Genomic DNA, 16,877 nt, shown 5'->3' with positions numbered 1-16,877 from the left:
GTTCTAGACTGACGACCCTGATCGCGAGGAGGCGATATGCGGGCGTTGGTGCTGGTGCAACCAGGGCGAGTCGAGCTTCAGCAACGTGCCGACCCAACCCCCGGGCCCGGTGAAGTGTTGCTGAAGGTCGAGGCCACCACCCTGTGCGGCACCGATCTGCGCATCATCAGCGGCGCCAAGACCGCGGGGGTTCGGCCCGGTGTGGTGATGGGCCACGAGATCGCCGGACGAGTCGCCGCCCTCGGCGACGGTGTCACCGGCTACGACGTGGGCCAGCAGGCGACCCCCTCGATCGTGCTGTCGTGCAACCACTGCCGAACCTGCCTGTTGGGTTATGAGCACCTGTGCGAGAACCTGCGGTTGATCGGCTACGAGATCGACGGCGGCCTGGCCGACTACTGCCTGATACCTGCCCAGGCGGTGGCGCAGGGCAACCTGATCACCACCCGCACCGAGGTGAAGCCGACGCATCTGGCCCTGGCTGAGCCGCTGTCGTGCTGCATCAACGCGTTGAACCAGTACCGCGTGCACCCCGGCGACGTGGTGGCGATTCTGGGTGCCGGGCCGATCGGGCTGTTGCACCTGCAGTTGGCCAAGGCGTCCGGCGCGGGGCAGGTGATCGTGTCGAACCGATCGGTGGCTCGTCGCGAGCCGGCCGCGGCTCTCGGGGCGCTCGCCGTGGGGCCGGACGAGCTGAAACAGGCCGTCGCCGACGCAACGGGGGGTCTCGGTGCTGACGTCGTCGTAGTCTGCATCGGTGACACCGAACTAGCCACGGTGGCGCTCGACCTGGCCCGTCCCGGTGGTCGGGTGAACTTCTTCGCCGGCTTTCCCAAGGGTTCCACCGCCGAGGTCGACGTCAACCTGCTGCACTACAAAGAACTGGTCGTCACCGGCGGCAGCAACGCCCGGCGGCGCGACGTACAGGCCGCCGTGCGGCTGTTGGAGTCGGGTGCGCTCGACGCCGACGCGATCGTCACCCACAGCTTCGACTTGAACGATGCCGTGGCCGCCTACGACGCCGTGCGCGACCGGCTGGGCGTCAAGATCGCCGTCACTCCCTGACCGGCGATCAGCGCCCCTTGCCCACCACGCCGGCACTCGGTGCCGTGGGTACGCGCGCCGTGGCGCCACCCGTCCGCCGGCCGGTGAGTACCACGATCGTGTGGCCGTCCCCATCGGTCAGGCGGTAGGTGGTCCGGCCACCTTGGTGAGCCGCCGCGGTTCCGAACTGCGGGCCCATCGGCAGTACAGAGCCGCACCACTAGACTGTGGCCGTTTATTGGCAAGGAGGACCAATAATGGCTGAAGCTGTCAGCGACACGACGCTCACCAGGTCGCAGCGACTCGATCGGTTGCCGTTCACCCGCAAGCACGCACGACTGCTGGTCGGCTCGGGCCTGGGCTGGGCGCTCGACGCCATGGACGTCGGGCTGATCTCGTTCGTCATGGCGGCCCTGGCCGGCCAATGGAAGCTCGACTCGACGACCCTGTCGTGGATCGGCTCGATCGGCTTCGTCGGCATGGCCATCGGCGCCTCGCTGGGCGGCCTGCTGGCCGATCGTATCGGGCGTCGCCAGGTGTTCGCCCTCACCCTGCTGGTGTACGGGGTGGCCACCGGCGCCTCGGCGCTGGTCACGTCGGTGGGCATGTTGATCGTGCTGCGGTTCATCGTCGGCGTCGGCCTGGGGGCCGAACTGCCCGTGGCGTCCACTCTGGTCAGCGAGTACGCGCCCAAGGCGATCCGCGGTCGGGTGGTGGTGGCTCTGGAGGCGTTCTGGGCGATCGGCTGGATTCTGGCGGCGCTGATCGGCTACCTGGTCGTGCCATCGAGCCCGGACGGCTGGCGCTGGGCCCTCGCAGTCGGCGTCATTCCGACCGCCTACGCCGCCGCGATCCGCTGGGGGCTGCCCGAGTCCGTCCGGTTCCTGGAGTCGAAGGGACGCGTCGAGCAGGCCGAGGCCGCCGTGCGCGACTTCGAACAGGCCGCCGGTGTCGAGCCGGTGCCCAGCCCCGACGCGCCGGTGGCGAAGGCCGCCGGCACCGACTCGATCTGGTCGCCGGCCTACCGGGCCCGCACCATCGCGCTCTGGACGGTCTGGTTCTGCATCAACCTGAGCTACTACGGGGCGTTCATCTGGATTCCGACCCTGCTGGTGCAGCGCGGGTTTCCGCTGGTGCGCAGCTTCGAGTTCACCCTGATCATCACGTTGGCCCAACTGCCCGGTTACGCCGTGGCGGCCTGGCTGATCGAGAAGTGGGGGCGGCGGCTCACCCTGTCGGTGTTTCTCGCCGGCTCGGCCTTCGCGGCGGCGGCGTTCGGGTTCGCCACCACCGAGGTGCTGATCGTCATGACCGGCTGCGCGCTGTCGTTCTTCAACCTGGGGGCGTGGGGTGCGCTGTACGCGGTCGGCCCCGAGCTGTACCCGACAGCGGTGCGCGGCAAGGGCACGGGCGCCGCCGCGGCCTTCGGCCGCATCGCGTCGATGATCGCCCCGCTCAGCGTGCCGCTGCTGCTCGGCGCCGGCGGCATGGTGCTGGTCTTCGGCGTGTTCGGCGTGGCGTTTCTGCTCGCCGCCGGTGCGGCTCTGTTCTTGCCCGAGCATGCCGGGCTGGCACTCGAGAGCTAGGCAAGGCCAGTCGCTGCTCCAGGGCCTCACACACTCTTGGCACGGAATGTATGTGATTTCCACACATAATGTGAGACTTTGTGGCCGTGTCTCCCCAGGGCAGCCACTGAACCAATAGGGTTGACGGTGTTTGGTCCACGGACGTCTCAACGAGCGAGGCGTGAAAGTCGAAGGGAACCGCCCATGAGCAATCTCACCTGGTCAGAGCAAGATGCGAAGGCGGTCGACACCGCCCGCGTCCTGGCCGCCGATGCGGTCGAAAAGGTCGGCAACGGCCACCCCGGCACGGCCATCTCGCTGGCGCCGATCGCCTACCTGCTCTACGCCAAGGTGATGAATGTCGACCCCAACGAACCCCGCTGGCTGGGCCGCGACCGGTTCGTGATGTCGGCCGGGCACTCGTCGATGACCCAGTACGCGCAGCTCTACCTGAACGGGTTCGGGCTCGAACTGAACGACATCGAGAGCCTGCGCACCTGGGGGTCGCTGACCCCGGGCCACCCCGAGTTCGGCCTCACCAAGGGCATCGAGTGCACCACCGGCCCGCTGGGCGCCGGCGTGGCCAACTCGGTCGGCTTCGCGATGAGCGCCCGCCGGTCGCGCGAGCTGTACGACCCGCAGGCCGCGCCCGGCGAGTCGGTTTTCGACCACAACGTGTTCTGCATCGCCGGCGACGGCTGCATGCAAGAGGGCGTGTCGGGCGAAGCCAGTTCGATGGCCGCCACGCTCGACCTGGGCAACCTGTTTCTGATCTACGACGACAACCGCATCTCGATCGAGGGCGACACCAAGATCGCCTTCTCAGAAGACGTGCAGGCCCGCTACGACGCCTACGGCTGGGACACCTACCACGTCGACTTCACCAACGGCTTCACCACCTACGAAGAGAAGGTGGCAGAGCTCTACGACGTGATCGAGCGGGCCAAGCAGATCACCGACAAGCCGCACTTCATCAAGGTCACCACCATCATCGGGTGGCCGCTGCCCAACAAGGCCGGCGACCACAGCGTGCACGGCAGCAAGCTCGGTGCCGACGAGATCTCGGGGCTCAAGGCCGAACTCGGCTTCGAAGACCAGCCGTTCGCCATCGACAGCGAACTGGTCGACTGGGTGCGCGCCAACGCCGTCGAGCGGGCCAAGGAGCTGCATGCCGAATGGGATCCCCGCTACGAGGCGTGGCGAAGCGCGTCGCCCGAGCACGCCGAGTTGCTCGACCGGGTGCTCGCCAAAGAGGCGCCCGCCGACCTGGACGCCTCGCTGCCCGTCTTCGAGCCCGGCTCGATGGCCACCCGCGCAGCGTCCGGCAAGGTGCTGTCGGCGCTGGCCCAGCCGGTGCCCGAGCTGTGGGGCGGCTCCGCCGACCTGGCCGGCTCGAACAACACCACCATGGCCGGGGTCAACAGCTTCATTCCGTCCGACCGCAGCAGCCACGAGTTCACCGGCGCCCCCGGCGGCCGCACACTGCACTTCGGCATCCGCGAACACGCCATGGGCAACATCGCCAACGGCATCACCATGGACGGGCTCACCCGCGTGTACTGCGCAACGTTCCTGGTGTTCAGCGATTACATGCGAACCACGCCGCGACTCGCGGCCCTGTCGCACGCCCCGACCACCTTCGTGTGGACCCACGACTCCGTGGGCGTCGGCGAGGACGGGCCCACGCATCAGCCCATCGAGCACGTGATGAGCCTGCGCTTGATGCCCAACATCGACGTGGTGCGTCCGGGTGACGCGAACGAAACCGCGTGGGCGTGGGCGCAGATCCTGCGCACCTGGAACAAGCCGGCAGCGCTGATTCTGTCGCGGCAGAACCTGCCGATTCTCGACCGGTCCGAAGATTCCGGCTTCGCGGCGGCGTCCAACACCACCATGGGCGGCTACGTGCTCAAAGAGGCCTCCGGCGACCCGCAGGTGGTGCTGGTCGGCACCGGGTCTGAGCTGCAGGTGGCGGTGAAGGCTGCCGAAGCACTGGAGGCCGACGGCATTGCGGCCCGCGTGGTGTCGATGCCGTGCGTGGAATGGTTCCACGCCCAAAGCGACGACTACCAGCAGCAGGTGCTGCCCGCCGACGTGCCCAGAGTGGTCGTCGAGGCCGGCGTGCCGGTGGGCTGGAAAGACCTCCTGGGCGCCAACACCGAAGCGGTCGGCATCGACCACTTCGGGGCGTCCGCCGACGGTGCGCTGCTGTTCGAGAAGTTCGGCGTCACTGCCGAGGCGGCGGTCGAGAAGGCCAAGGCGCTGATCGGCTGAGCGTGTTCGTGGGTTGGTTGAGCTTGTCGAAACCCTGAGTCTCGACAAGCTCGGCCAGCGGTGCGTCTCAACAATCTCGCCGGGATCTCTTGGTGCGCGGTCATGAGATTACGGGTCAAGCCCGGAATGACGCGGCGCTGTCGCGACGGCTCGACCAGCGGAGGCTGTGCCACGATGCACCATGCCCGCCGAAGACCTCGCCCGGCCCGGTGTGGCCGGCTCGCCCGGCCAGCCGATGCTGCGTCGCATCGGCAGCCTGCTGGCCCCGTACCGCTGGTGGCTGGCGCTGGTGCTGGTCACCGTGCTGGTGTCGGCCTCGCTCGGCGCCATCGCCCCGTTTCTGACCCGGGCGGTCTTCGACGACGCCCTCTTTCCGGTCGGTGCCGACGGCGCGATCGGGTCGCCCGATCTCGAGCGGCTGTACTGGCTGGTCGCCGGCCTGATCGCGATACCCCTGGTCAGCGCGCTGATCGGGGTGGGCCAGACCTACCTGACCAACCGCATCGGCAACTCGGCGATGGCCGACCTGCGGGTCGCCCTGTTCGAGCATCTGGAGAAGATGGAGCTCGCCTTCTTCACCTCGACCAAGACCGGCGACATTCAGTCGCGTCTGGCCAACGACGTGTCAGGGGTGCGCAACGTGCTCACCTCGACCGCCACCTCGATGCTGAGCAACACGGTGACCGTGATCGCCGCGTTCGTATCGATGGTGCTGCTCAGTTGGCAGCTGACCATCATTTCGCTGGTGCTGATGCCGGTGTTCATGGTGATTCAGACCCGCGTCGGCGCTCGGCGCAAGCGGCTGCAGAAACGCACCCAGGAGTCGCTGTCAGATATGACGGCCATCACCGAAGAGTCGCTCGGGGTGTCGGGCGTACTACTGGCCAAGGTGTTCAACCGTACTGACATCGAGATCGCCCGCTATCGCCGCGCCAACGCCCGGCAGAGCCGCCTGCAGCTCAAGCAGGCGATGACCGGTCAGACCTTCTTCTCGATCGTGTCGACGTTCTTCGGGCTGACCCCGGCCATCGTCTACCTGGTGGCGGGTCTGTTGATCAACGGCGGCACGCTGATCGGCGGCCAGGTGCTCACCGCCGGCACGATCGTGGCCTACACCACCCTGCAGGCCCGGCTGCAGCAGCCTTTGGTGGGGCTGATGCGCGTCACCATGGACGTGCAGACCTCCTACGCGCTCTTCGCCCGATTGTTCGAGTACCTCGACCTGCAACCGGCGATCACTGACGCACCCGACGCCAAAGCGATCGCCAAGCACGAGTTTCGCGGCGAAGTAACTCTGCACGACGTGTGGTTCCGGTACCCCGCACCCCGGGCAATGGCGGCTCCTGCACCCACAGCGGCGTCGGAACCGGGTCGCCCATCGCGCGGCACCCGGTCGAGTCGCTTCGGCCGTGACTACCGCGCGCTGAGCGTCCCAACTCTCGAAGTACCTGCAGTCGCCTCCATTCCCGACGCTTCGGGCTGCACCGTGGTCGCGGCCGAGACCCTGCCCGGCTTCGCCGCAGGGGTGGTGGTGAACGACCCGCCGCAGGGCGTCGACCTCGACGGCGACGGCACCATCAGCGACGCCGAACGGTGGACGCTAAGGGGCATCACGCTGACCGTGCGACCGGGCCAGTTGGCGGCCATCGTGGGGCCGTCCGGCTCGGGCAAGACCACGCTGACCTACCTGATTCCGCGGCTGCACGAAGCCACCGAAGGAGCGGTGCTGATCGAAGGCACCGACGTGCGCACCATCAGGCTCGACTCGCTGGCCGACGCCGTGGGCATGGTCACCCAGGAGCCGTACCTGTTTCACGGCACGATCACCGAGAACCTGCGCTACGCCCGGGCCGACGCCACCGACGCCGAGATCGTCGAGGCCTGCCGGGCGGCCAACATTCACGACCGCATCATGAGTTTCGCCGACGGCTACGAGACGATCACCGGCGAGCGAGGGTTCAGGCTCTCGGGCGGCGAGAAGCAGCGTCTGGCGATCGCCCGGGTGCTGATCAAAGACCCGCGCATTCTGATTCTCGACGAGGCCACGTCGGCACTGGACAGTGCCACCGAGCGGCTGGTGCAGCAGGCACTGGAGCGCGCGATGGCGAACCGGACGACCTTCGCGATCGCCCATCGGCTGTCGACGATCATGCGCGCCGACGTGATCTTCGGCATCGAAGAAGGGCGGCTGGTCGAGCAGGGCACACATGCCGACCTGCTGGCCCGCGGCGGCCTCTACGCTCGCCTCTACGACGAGCAGTTCGGGGCCGGCACCGTCGAGGCCAGGTTCGACGACGCGGTGGAGTTCACCGACGGCAGCCTGCTGGCGCACCGGGTCGGACCGCCGAAGGCCGATGTGAGCCTCTGACGCAACCCTCGAGTGAACCCTGAAGGCCAACTTGAGTGCTGCCGTCCGCAAAACACCTAGTCGCAGGCAATTGCTGAACAGATGCTGAAAAGCAACCCTCAAGTGCGTCCTTGCCCATCCTCGCGCGTGTGTAGGTAGCTAGCCCATGTGCGATCCCCGTCGAAACTGCTGTCCCTGACCGCCGGCCTTGCCCTGGCGCTCAGCCTCGCGCCGTTCGACGTGCCCGGCGTCAACGCCGCCACGGTGAGCGCCGACGCCAAGCAGAAGTTCATCGCCAGCGTCGTCTCGCCCGCCCAGAAGGCCCAGCGCACCTACGGCGTGCCCGCCTCGGTGTCGATCGCGCAGGCGATCGTGGCCAGCGATTGGGGCACCTCGAGCGTGGCCAAGAAGGCGACCAACTACTTCGACACCCGCTGCAGTGCGTCGATGACCGCCAAGCAGTTCGCCGCGCTGGCCGACGCCCAGGTGGGCAAGCCCTACGTGCTCGGCGCCGAGGCAGCGATCAGCAACAGTGACCCGTCCAAGTTCGACTGCTCCGAACTGGTCGAGTGGCTCTACGGACGCTCCGGCAACCGCATCACCGACCTGGCTGCGGCCCAGTACAACTCCACCAAGAAGGTCACCGGTTCACCCAAGGTCGGCGACCTGGTGTTTCTGCGCAACAACCCCGCACGCAGCAACGGCATCGGCCACGTGGCGGTGCTGACCAAGAAGCTGTCCAATGGTGACTGGCGCATCATCGAGGCCCGCGGACGCGCGTACGGCGTCGTGCGCAGCACGCTGAGCTACTGGAAGAAGCGCAGCTACTACGCCGGGCTACGCCGGCAGACGAAGTTCGTGCTGGCCGGCAGCGACGGCGTCAGCGCGTCGGCCGCCAGCTCGTTCCAGTCGGGCTGCGTGTCGGTGTCGGGCACCACCTACTCGAACTACACCTCGGTGACCAATTCGTTCGCCGCGCACGCGGTGGCCGTGGCGAAAGACTCGGCCTACAGCGCCGCCCGCTCGGTGATCAACGACATTCCGGCCTACGTCAAGGCCGTCGCCAAGGTCGAGCAGCCCAAGAAGGCCGCCGACTACGCCGATGAGCTGACCAAGCTGATCGACACCTACGACCTGCGCGACTACGACGTGGTGCCGTTCAGCCTCGTGCTCGATTCGGGCGACTCGGGCGCCAACGTGACCGCCACCCAGTACCTGCTGGGCGCAGCCGGCTACACCGTGGCAACCACCGGCAAGTACGACTCGGCGACGGTCTTGGCTGTGAAGAAGTTCCAGAAGGCCAAGGGGCTCGAATCCGACGGTGAGGCCGGCCCGATCACCCTGACCTCGCTGACCACCAAGATCTCGGCCGGCGCCCAAGGCAGCTCGGTGAGCGCACTGCACACCCTGCTGAAGGCCAACGGCTATGTCGCCGCCAGTTCGTCCAGCTACACCACCGACACCGCTGCCGCGGTCAAGGACTTTCAGGCCGACGCCGGACGTCCGGTCACCGGCGCCGCCGACGACAACACCTGGGCCGCGCTGTTCATGACCTTGAAGGCGGCCACGCCGAAGGTGAGCGGCAAGGCCGTCGTGGGCCAGACGTTGACCGCTTCGGCGGGCACCTGGGGCCCGGGGTCGGTGAGCCTGAGCTACCAGTGGTACCGGGGCGCCAAGGCAGTCGACGGCGCAACGAAGGCGACCTACGCACTCACTGTCGCCGACGCAGGGTCGACCCTCAGCGTCGAGGTGACGGGCATCAAGCGCCTGTACACCACCACGGTGCGCACCTCGGCCGCCACAGCCGCCGTGCCGCTGCTCAACCTGTCGACCACCCCCACGCCGAAGCTGACCGGCAAGGCCGCGGTCGGGCAGACACTGAGCGCGAGTGCGGGCACGTGGGCACCGGCGCCGGTGACGCTGGCCTACCAGTGGTACCGCGGCGCCACCAAGATCGACGGCGCCACCAAGGCCACCTATACGGTCACCGACGACGACGCGGGGTTCGCGCTCAAGGTTGCCGTGAGCGGCACCAAGACCGGCTACAACGCGGTGACCCGCACCTCGGCGGCGTCCAGCACCGTGCCGAAGCTGCTCACCGGCGACACCCCGACCATCACGGGCACCGCCAAGGTCGGCTCGACCCTGACCGCCAAACCGGGCGCGTGGACGCCGGCGTCGGTGACGCTGAGCTACCAGTGGTACGCCGGCACCAAGCCGATCAAGGGCGCCACCAAGGCCACGACCCTGGTGCACGCCACCGAGGCCGGCCAGACGATCACCGTGCGGGTGACCGGCCGGGCCAGCGGCTACACCACCGTGACGAAGGCGTCCGCGGCGACCGCGGCGGTGGCCAAGGGTACGCTCAGCCCGAAGACGCCCAAGCTGAAGGGCACCCGCAAGTCGGGGCACACCCTGACCGTGGACGGCGGCAACTGGGGCCCGGGCGCGGTGAAGCTCAGCTACCAGTGGTACCGGGGTTCGTCGGCCATCAAGGGCGCCACGAAGACCAAGTACAAGCTGACCAGCAAAGACAAGGGCAAGTCCGTCAGCGTGCGCGTCACGGGCCGCAAGACCGGCTACGACTCGCAGAGCAAGACCATCGCGGTGACGATCGCCAAGTGAGCCTCCAAAGGCCGTGCGCCTTCGGAAGGCCCGTGAGCCTTCGGAAGACAGTGTGAGTTCGGGTAGTGCAGACGAAGCCTTAACTCACACTGTCTTTCGGCGGTAGCGGTTCGGGTTCACCACTTCGTGCTCGCGCAGGTAATCACCAGCGTCACCGGAATCGTGCCGGCCGGGGTGCCGTCTTCGGCATTGGCGAGCTTGCCGCTCACGGTGTAGACCGCGCCCTTGACGCCCAGTTTGGCCGATACCCCGGCCGTCGGCTTGGCAGCGTCGTAGGTGATCGTGCGGGTGATCTCGTCGGAGTCTTCGCCCAGCGCGATCGTGACGGTCGACACCGCGGACTTGTCACCGGTCAGCACCACCGCGGCGTCGACGGTGTGGAAGAAGTCGTTCTTGCGATCGGCCACAGTCAGCGTGGGTGCGCCGGCCTTGTTCTGGCAGGTTCCGGCGAGCTTCTTGCTGGTGGGCGCGAACAGCTTCAGGGTTCCGGTGGCCTTCACCGCCGGCCCCGACGAGGCAGTACTGGTCGGCGAGGTCGATGTAGCGGCGGTGGGTGACGTGCTCGCGGACTCCGATGGCGTTGTGGTGGGCGATTCGCCGACCATCGGGGTGTCGGACGCACTCGCACCCGGCGACGGCGCCACCACCCCACCCGGTTGGGTTCGTGCGCAGCCGGTGACGGCGAGCGCCGCCCCGGCAGTCACGGCGATGGTTCGAAGCCAGTCACGTGCAGTCACACAGTCCATGCTGAACGACGCACGCGCCGATACCGCCCAGCGACTCGCCCGTGCCGGCCGGTCGGTGCCCGTCGAGACGCCCGCGAGCGTTGCGTGCGAGGTCGCGGGATTACGTCCGATGTGAACCCGATTGAGGCGGCGCAGGCGTCGAGCCCTCGAAATCGGACGTAATCTCGAGACGCATCGCTCGCAATTCCAGGCTCGGGGCTGCACGTCGCGGTGCCCGACGGCGGTCTCGGCGGAGCGCGACCGGCACGATCCGCACTGCACCTAGGCTGGACGGCATGCAACCCTTCGGCACGCTGTCGTCTCTGTTTCGCAAGTCCCCGGTGGGCGATCGCGTCATTCTCGAACTCGATCTCGACTTTTCCGTGCTCAGCGCAGCACCGGCGAACCCACTGGAGGCGTTGAAGCTGGTCAACGCGCCCACCATGAAGGCGCTGCGCGAGGGCTTGCGGCAGGCCGCGTCCGATGAATCGGTGCTCGGCCTGCTGGTGCACATCGGCACCTGCCAGCTCACCGCGGCCCAGTGCTGCGAACTCGCTGACATGCTCGCAGGCTTCGGCGAACACAAGCCGGTCTGGGCGCACACCGAGTCGTTCGGCGAGTTCGGCACCGCACTGCTGCCCTATGTGCTCGCGGCCCACACCGACCAGATCTGGGTGCAGCCCACCGGTGAGTGCGGGCTGGGCGGCGTGCGGGCCCAGATCACGCTGCTGCGCGGCGGCTTCGACAAGCTGGGCGTCGAGCCGCAGTTCGGGCAGCGCAAAGAGTTCAAGACCGCCGCCGACACCTACGCCGCCCACGAGATCACGGCCGCGAACGCCGAGATGATGCAGCAGATCACCAACTCGATCACGCACTGGGCGGTCGACGCGATCGCCCAGCGCCGCGGACGCACGGTCGAGCAGGTCTGGGCCGCCGTCGACGCCGGCGTGCTCACCGCCGCCGAAGCGGTCGAGCACGGCCTGATCGACCGGGTCGGCTACCGCGACGAGGCCTACGCGGCGGCCCGGGCCGCCTGGGCGGGCGACGAAGCCGGGCTGCGCTACGTGCACCGGCACTCGCACGCCTCGCCGGTGCGCGACCTGATCGAGAGCCGCACCAAGCCCGCCATCGCGGTGGTCGAGGTGCGAGGGCCGATCATGACCGGACGCCCGCAGGGCGGAGGTGCCAGCCAGCCCAGCGCCACGTCGTCGGTGGTCTGCTCCCACCTGCGCGCCGCTGCCGCCGACCCGGCGGTCAAGGCGGTCGTGCTGCGCGTCGACTCACCCGGCGGCTCAGCCGTCGCGTCCGACGCCATTCGCCGCGAGGTGCTGCGGCTGCGTGAGGCCGGACGTCCGGTGGTGGCGTGCATGGCCGACGTGGCGGCGTCCGGGGGGTATTTCGTGGCCATGCCGGCCGACGAGATCGTGGCCCAGCCCACCACGCTCACCGGTTCGATCGGTGTGCTGGCCGGCAAGTTCGTGATCACCGAACTGAAAGAGAAGCTGGGCCTGGTGCTTTCCGACGTGACTTCCGGCCAGTGGGCCGATTACCTGTCGCCGAACAGCCGGTTCACCGACGAGCAATGGGCCGCGCTCAACCGCAGGTTGGACGAGATCTACGTCGACTTCACCGGCAAGGCCGCCACCGACCGGCACATGGCCATCGAGGTGCTCGAACCCCTGGCCCGCGGCCGAGTCTGGACCGGCGTGGACGCCCGGGAACGCGGCCTGATCGACCATCTGGGCGGCATGGGCCTGGCGATCGACCGGGCGGCCGAACTGGCCGGGGTGAAGCCGGCCGACGTGGCGGTGCGGTCGGTGTCGAAGCTCGGCTTTCTCAGCCAGTTCAGGCCCGCCGAGTCGAGCGAGCAGATCGCCACCTCGGTGTCGCTGCCCAGCCGGCGGCTCGACCTCGACGGCGTGATCGAAGCAGCCGCCGCGCGCCTCGGGCTGGTCGCCACCGGTGCGTTCTCGATGCCCTTCGGCATCGAGTTGCACGCGGGCCAGGGACGGTAGGCCCCTTCATCGCGTCGGACTTCCGTCTTCCCGCCGGCCCATCCGTCATCCCGGCGGACGTCGGGATCTCCCGGCCGAACCGGGACATTCGTTGACTCCGTCAAACCGGCTTGGGTCACGCGACGTCCACCGTCGTTTCCCGATGCTCGCAAAATGACGACGGATCTTCAGCCCACCCGACGCGCGTGAGGGTTGAGGGCGTCCAGATCGGTCGTCATTTGACGATAGATTCTGCGGCCGGTCTGCGTTCACCCGGGGGTGGGCGCGGTCGTTCGACGATGCTTCCAGGAAGTCGCTGCGCGTCGCCTACGATGGGGAGCCCTGATGCCGACCCCGATCGCCGAGGTGGACACCGTTGAGCGCCAAGACCGTAACGCTATGGATCGTCGGTGGTGCTCTCGTGCTCGCCGGCGGCGCTTACGCCGCGGGTTACGCGCTGGCCGGTGAGAACACCCCGCGCAACGCGTCGGTGTCGGGGGTGCCGATCGGCGGGCTGACCTCCGACGCCGCGGTCGCCAAGCTGCAGTTCGAGCTGGAGCCGCGGCTCACCCGACCACTCACCGTAACCGCCGGGGCTGAGCGGCTGACCACCACCGCGGCCGAGCTCGGTCTGGGCGTCGACTACTCCGCCAGCGTCGCCGGCGCCGGTGCCGGACGAAGCTGGCATCCGGCCCACATCGTCACCGTGCTCACCGGTGGTGGCGACCAGCCGGCGGTGGTCACCCGTGACGCGGCCACACTGACCGCCGCCGTGGCCGCTCTGGCCGAACGCGCAGACACCGTCCCGGTGAATGCGGCGCTGACCGTGCGCAAGACCGCCATCGACCGCGCCGAGGCAAAGCCCGGGCTCGCGGTGCAACAGCCCCAGACCGCGGACGCCGTGGCGTCCGGGTTTCTCGCCGCCACCAGCATCGACGCCGTGGTGAGCAGCGTCGAACCCGAGATCACCACGGCCGAGGCCGACGAGGTGGCGGCGGGGGTGGGCAAGGCTGCGCTGGCCTCGGGCATCACGGTCAAGACGGGATCGTCCGGCTCGTTCGAACTCACCCCGGCGATGATCGCGGCCGGGCTGTCGTTCGTGCCCGCCGACGGCACGTTGCAGCCCAAGCTGAACGCCGACAAGCTCGTCGCCGCCGCCGCGAATCAGATCAAGGAGCTCGGTCTGAAGCAGCCGAAAAACGCCGACATCACCATCGCGAACGGCAAGCCGAAGATCATCGCGTCCGTCGACGGCATCGGCCTCGACCCGGCCGCGCTCGCCACGGCAGCCACCGGCGTGCTCGCCGAACCGAAGGGACGCAGCGTCACCGTGGCCGCAACGGTGCGCAAGGCCGACTTCACCACCGACGACGCCAAGAAGCTCGGCGTGAAGCAGATCACCGGCACGTTCACCACTTACTTTCCCGGGTCGGCGTACCGGGTGAACAACATCGGCAAGGCCGCTCGGCTGATCAACGGCACGTTTCTCAAGCCGGGTGAGACGTTCAGCATGAACGCCACGCTGGGAAAGCGCACCGCTGCGGCGGGCTGGATGGCCGGCGGCGGCATCGAGGGCGGCAAGATCAAGACCCTGCTGGGTGGCGGCATCAGCCAGGTCACCACGACCACCTTCAATGCGATCTTCTTCGCGGGCCTCGAAGACGTGTACCACAAGCCGCACTCGCTGTACTTCAGTCGGTACCCGGTCGGTCGAGAGGCCACCCTCGACTGGCAGAGCGTCGACATGAAGTTTCGCAACGACTCGCCCTACGGCGTGGTGCTGCAGGCCTGGACCACCGGCAAGGTCGGCCAGACCGGCTCGGTGACGGTGCGGGTGTGGTCGACCAAGCGGTACACGATCAAGGCGTCCACCCCCGTACGCAGCAACTACCGCTCGCCCGGCGCGACCCAGTACGACGACTCGCCCGGCTGTGTGGCGCAGAGTGCGATGAGCGGTTTCGACGTGCGCTACAAGCGGCTGTTCTACCGCGACGGCAAGTTGATCAAGAGCGAGCCGTTCTTCTGGCGCTACAACACCCTGACCCCCGTGGTGTGCGGCAAGAAGCCCTGAGCAGAAACCGGGACGGGTTCTGTGATCACATTCTGTGATCACATGCTGTGATCCGGATCTGGGAACCCGTCCCCGAATCCTGCTCGATCCGGGCGTCTCAGAAACCAGCGCGGTCGGACGACTCACGCACAGCCCGTAGGCTGATGCGACGTGAGCGCCGTGATGATGCCGGGCAAACCGGTGGCCGATGCCGTCTTCGCCGACCTCGAACCGCGGGTCGCCGCGCTGCGAGCCGGGGGCAGGAACCCCGGCCTGGGCACGATCCTGGTGGGCAACGAGTCGGCCTCGGCCGGCTACATTCGCATGAAGCAGGACCGGGCCGCTTCCCTGGGGTTCGGTGGCCGGCACGTGCATCTGGACGACGACGCATCGCAGGCCGACCTGGTGGCCGCGATTCGCGACTTCAACACCGACGACGAGGTCGACGCGGTACTGATTCAACACCCGATTCCGCCCCACCTCGACTACGAGGCGGCGCTCACCGAACTCGACCCCGACAAAGACGCCGACGGCGCGCACCCGATGAACATGGGCCGGCTCGCCCTGGGCATGGCCGGGCCGCTGCCCTGCACTCCGGCGGGCATCGAGGCGCTGCTGCTGCACTATGAGATCCCCGTCGCCGGGCGTGACGTGGTGGTGCTGGGCCGCGGCTTCACGCTCGGTCGTCCGCTGTCGATGCTGCTGTCGTTGAAGCGCCCCGGCGGCAACGCGGCAGTCACCGTGGTGCACACCGGGGTGCCGAACTGGGCCGACTACACCCGGCGCGCCGACATCGTGATCGCCGCGGCGGGGGTGCCCGGCATTCTGCGTCCCGAACACATCACGCCCGGACGCGTGGTGGTCGGCGGGGGCGTTCGCTACGAGGGCAAGAAGCTGCTGCCCGACGTCGACGAGGCCTGCAACGAGGTGGCCGGCTGGATCACCCCGCGGGTCGGCGGTGTCGGGCCCACCACGATCGCGATGCTGTTTCGCAACTGCGTCGAGGCGGCCGAGCGGCGAGCGCGCGCCTGACCGGTTGGCCGCGTCGATCGCGCGTGTCGTCGATCGAGCGTGTCGAGATCCGGCTGGGTCTCGACGGGCTCGACCAACGCAGTCCATCGCCCGCGAGCGGGCGACCGTCACCGGCGACGGGCCGCCGCTGGTCGCCGGCGGTATCGACTACCGCGGCCGCGGGTGGGACTCCACGGTCGCGTACCTGGCCGCGCAGCGCCGGGTGGTCAGGTTCGTCCGGCGGTTCTATCGACCCGGGCTGGGCGACCCGTTCGGCTGGACGATGGCCGACGAGGCGCGCGACGTCGCCGCCTTGGCCACGGCCCTGAGCGGCGAGGTCGAACTGCTCGGGTCATCCGTCCGGCGGCGTGCTCGCCCTGGAGTGCTTGCCGGCCGAGCCGGGGCTCTATCGTGCGGCGGTCGTGTCGAGGCGCCGATCAACGACCCTGCGCCCACCGGGGGGCGACGCACTGGTGCGGGCGCGGCGCCAACTGACCGACGGCCGGCTCGTGCGGGCAATGGTCACCTTTCATCGCGACGTGGTGGGCATGCCGCCCGCGGCGTCGTGGCTCGGTTCCCTGCTGCTGGCCGTGGTGCCCGGCTATCGCCTGCGTATTCCGGGCCAGATCGCCGACCTGGCCGCCATCGACGCCCTGGGCGACCGGCGGCGGGCCTAGCTTCGTCATCGCTCAGTCCGTCATCACCTCCGGCGGCATTCGCAGTCCACGCGCTCAACAGAGAGTCGACGGGGCAGCTTGGTCAGCCCCGAACCTGCACGCTGCGGGCGTTCTGCCGGGTAGCCCACCAGCACAACGCGGCCAAGAGGTCGGGGTCCGTGACGTTCGTGGTGAGCCATTCGCCCTCGACCCTGGCGCGGGCATTGCCGTGTACCCAGGTGCCCCGTTCGGTGAACACCTGCGCCGGCGCCTCCAATCCGGCCAGCAGGTCGCTGATGCGGTGCAGCGCCGGTTCACCCGCGATTCCCGCTCGGTCGGCCAGCTCGTCGAGCAGCTCTCTGGGCGCGCTCGCGGGGTCGCGGCCCAGCGCCGGCGCCACCCGGCGGGCGGCCTGCACCGTGCCGTCCGCGATCTGGTGCAGACGGCCGTGCCGGTCTTCGATGGTGAGCGGTGCAAGGCACGTGACGAACCCGATCAGGTCGCGGGCCGGATCAACCACGCGCAGCGTGACCCGCTCGCCCGTGCGCAGCGGCGGGTTCAGCCGGCGGATAGCGTCCATGGGCAC

At 68.6% G+C, this 16,877-nt stretch carries 12 protein-coding genes; 10 read left to right on the top strand and 2 right to left on the bottom strand.

Annotation, left to right across the window (positions count from 1 at the left end; genetic code table 11):
- The first annotated feature begins 36 nt into the window (after positions 1 to 36).
- From MPLG2_RS11750 to MPLG2_RS11730, 5 genes are all read left to right on the top strand, one after another.
- Positions 37 to 1,065 (top strand): alcohol dehydrogenase catalytic domain-containing protein, encoded by a 1,029-nt coding sequence (locus MPLG2_RS11750; RefSeq protein WP_105186286.1) that lies wholly within the window; start codon positions 37 to 39, stop codon positions 1,063 to 1,065.
- A gap of 236 nt (positions 1,066 to 1,301) precedes the next feature.
- The gene (locus tag MPLG2_RS11745; RefSeq protein WP_105186285.1) at positions 1,302 to 2,630 is read left to right on the top strand and encodes an MFS transporter; all 1,329 of its coding nucleotides are present in this window, start codon (positions 1,302 to 1,304) and stop codon (positions 2,628 to 2,630) included.
- A 183-nt stretch (positions 2,631 to 2,813) separates the two neighbouring features.
- Positions 2,814 to 4,883: a transketolase gene (gene tkt, locus MPLG2_RS11740; RefSeq protein ID WP_105186284.1), complete on the top strand. Its 2,070-nt coding sequence runs from the start codon at positions 2,814 to 2,816 to the stop codon at positions 4,881 to 4,883.
- Positions 4,884 to 5,064: 181 nt separating this feature from the next.
- Positions 5,065 to 7,251, top strand: a complete 2,187-nt coding sequence (locus MPLG2_RS19455; RefSeq protein WP_173909625.1) for an ABC transporter ATP-binding protein — start codon at positions 5,065 to 5,067, stop codon at positions 7,249 to 7,251.
- A gap of 147 nt (positions 7,252 to 7,398) precedes the next feature.
- Positions 7,399 to 9,855 (top strand): peptidoglycan-binding protein, encoded by a 2,457-nt coding sequence (locus MPLG2_RS11730; RefSeq protein WP_105186283.1) that lies wholly within the window; start codon positions 7,399 to 7,401, stop codon positions 9,853 to 9,855.
- A 116-nt stretch (positions 9,856 to 9,971) separates the two neighbouring features.
- Here MPLG2_RS11730 and MPLG2_RS11725 read toward each other — a convergent pair whose 3' ends face one another.
- The gene (locus tag MPLG2_RS11725; protein ID WP_105186282.1) at positions 9,972 to 10,355 is read right to left on the bottom strand and encodes a lipoprotein LpqH; all 384 of its coding nucleotides are present in this window, start codon (positions 10,353 to 10,355) and stop codon (positions 9,972 to 9,974) included.
- Here MPLG2_RS11725 and MPLG2_RS11720 point away from each other — a divergent pair.
- From MPLG2_RS11720 to MPLG2_RS11700, 5 genes are all read left to right on the top strand, one after another.
- The gene (locus tag MPLG2_RS11720; RefSeq protein WP_105186281.1) at positions 10,345 to 10,716 is read left to right on the top strand and encodes a hypothetical protein; all 372 of its coding nucleotides are present in this window, start codon (positions 10,345 to 10,347) and stop codon (positions 10,714 to 10,716) included. The two genes, MPLG2_RS11725 and MPLG2_RS11720, sit on opposite strands and share 11 nt — an antisense overlap.
- A gap of 160 nt (positions 10,717 to 10,876) precedes the next feature.
- The gene (sppA, locus tag MPLG2_RS11715; protein ID WP_105186280.1) at positions 10,877 to 12,595 is read left to right on the top strand and encodes a signal peptide peptidase SppA; all 1,719 of its coding nucleotides are present in this window, start codon (positions 10,877 to 10,879) and stop codon (positions 12,593 to 12,595) included.
- A 355-nt stretch (positions 12,596 to 12,950) separates the two neighbouring features.
- Positions 12,951 to 14,645 carry a VanW family protein gene (locus MPLG2_RS11710; RefSeq protein ID WP_158681108.1) on the top strand — a complete coding sequence of 565 codons (1,695 nt, stop codon included), beginning with the start codon at positions 12,951 to 12,953 and terminating at the stop codon, positions 14,643 to 14,645.
- 150 nt (positions 14,646 to 14,795) lie between these two features.
- Positions 14,796 to 15,656, top strand: coding sequence for a bifunctional 5,10-methylenetetrahydrofolate dehydrogenase/5,10-methenyltetrahydrofolate cyclohydrolase (locus tag MPLG2_RS11705; RefSeq protein WP_197709926.1), 861 nt, complete (start codon positions 14,796 to 14,798; stop codon positions 15,654 to 15,656).
- Between the two features lie 401 nt (positions 15,657 to 16,057).
- Positions 16,058 to 16,312, top strand: a complete 255-nt coding sequence (locus MPLG2_RS11700) for a hypothetical protein (RefSeq protein WP_158681106.1) — start codon at positions 16,058 to 16,060, stop codon at positions 16,310 to 16,312.
- Positions 16,313 to 16,394: 82 nt separating this feature from the next.
- On the opposite strand, the gene MPLG2_RS11695 is transcribed toward MPLG2_RS11700, so the two are convergent.
- Entirely contained in the window at positions 16,395 to 16,871 is a 477-nt protein-coding gene (locus MPLG2_RS11695; RefSeq protein WP_105186277.1) for a hypothetical protein, read from the bottom strand.
- Positions 16,872 to 16,877 lie beyond the last annotated feature (6 nt).

Origin of the sequence: Micropruina glycogenica, assembly GCF_900289045.1 — a bacterium.
In the GTDB taxonomy this organism is placed as follows: Bacteria; Actinomycetota; Actinomycetes; order Propionibacteriales; family Propionibacteriaceae; genus Micropruina; species Micropruina glycogenica.
Note: the sequence above shows the minus strand (reverse complement) of the source record. Positions and strands in the feature narration are given on the sequence as shown.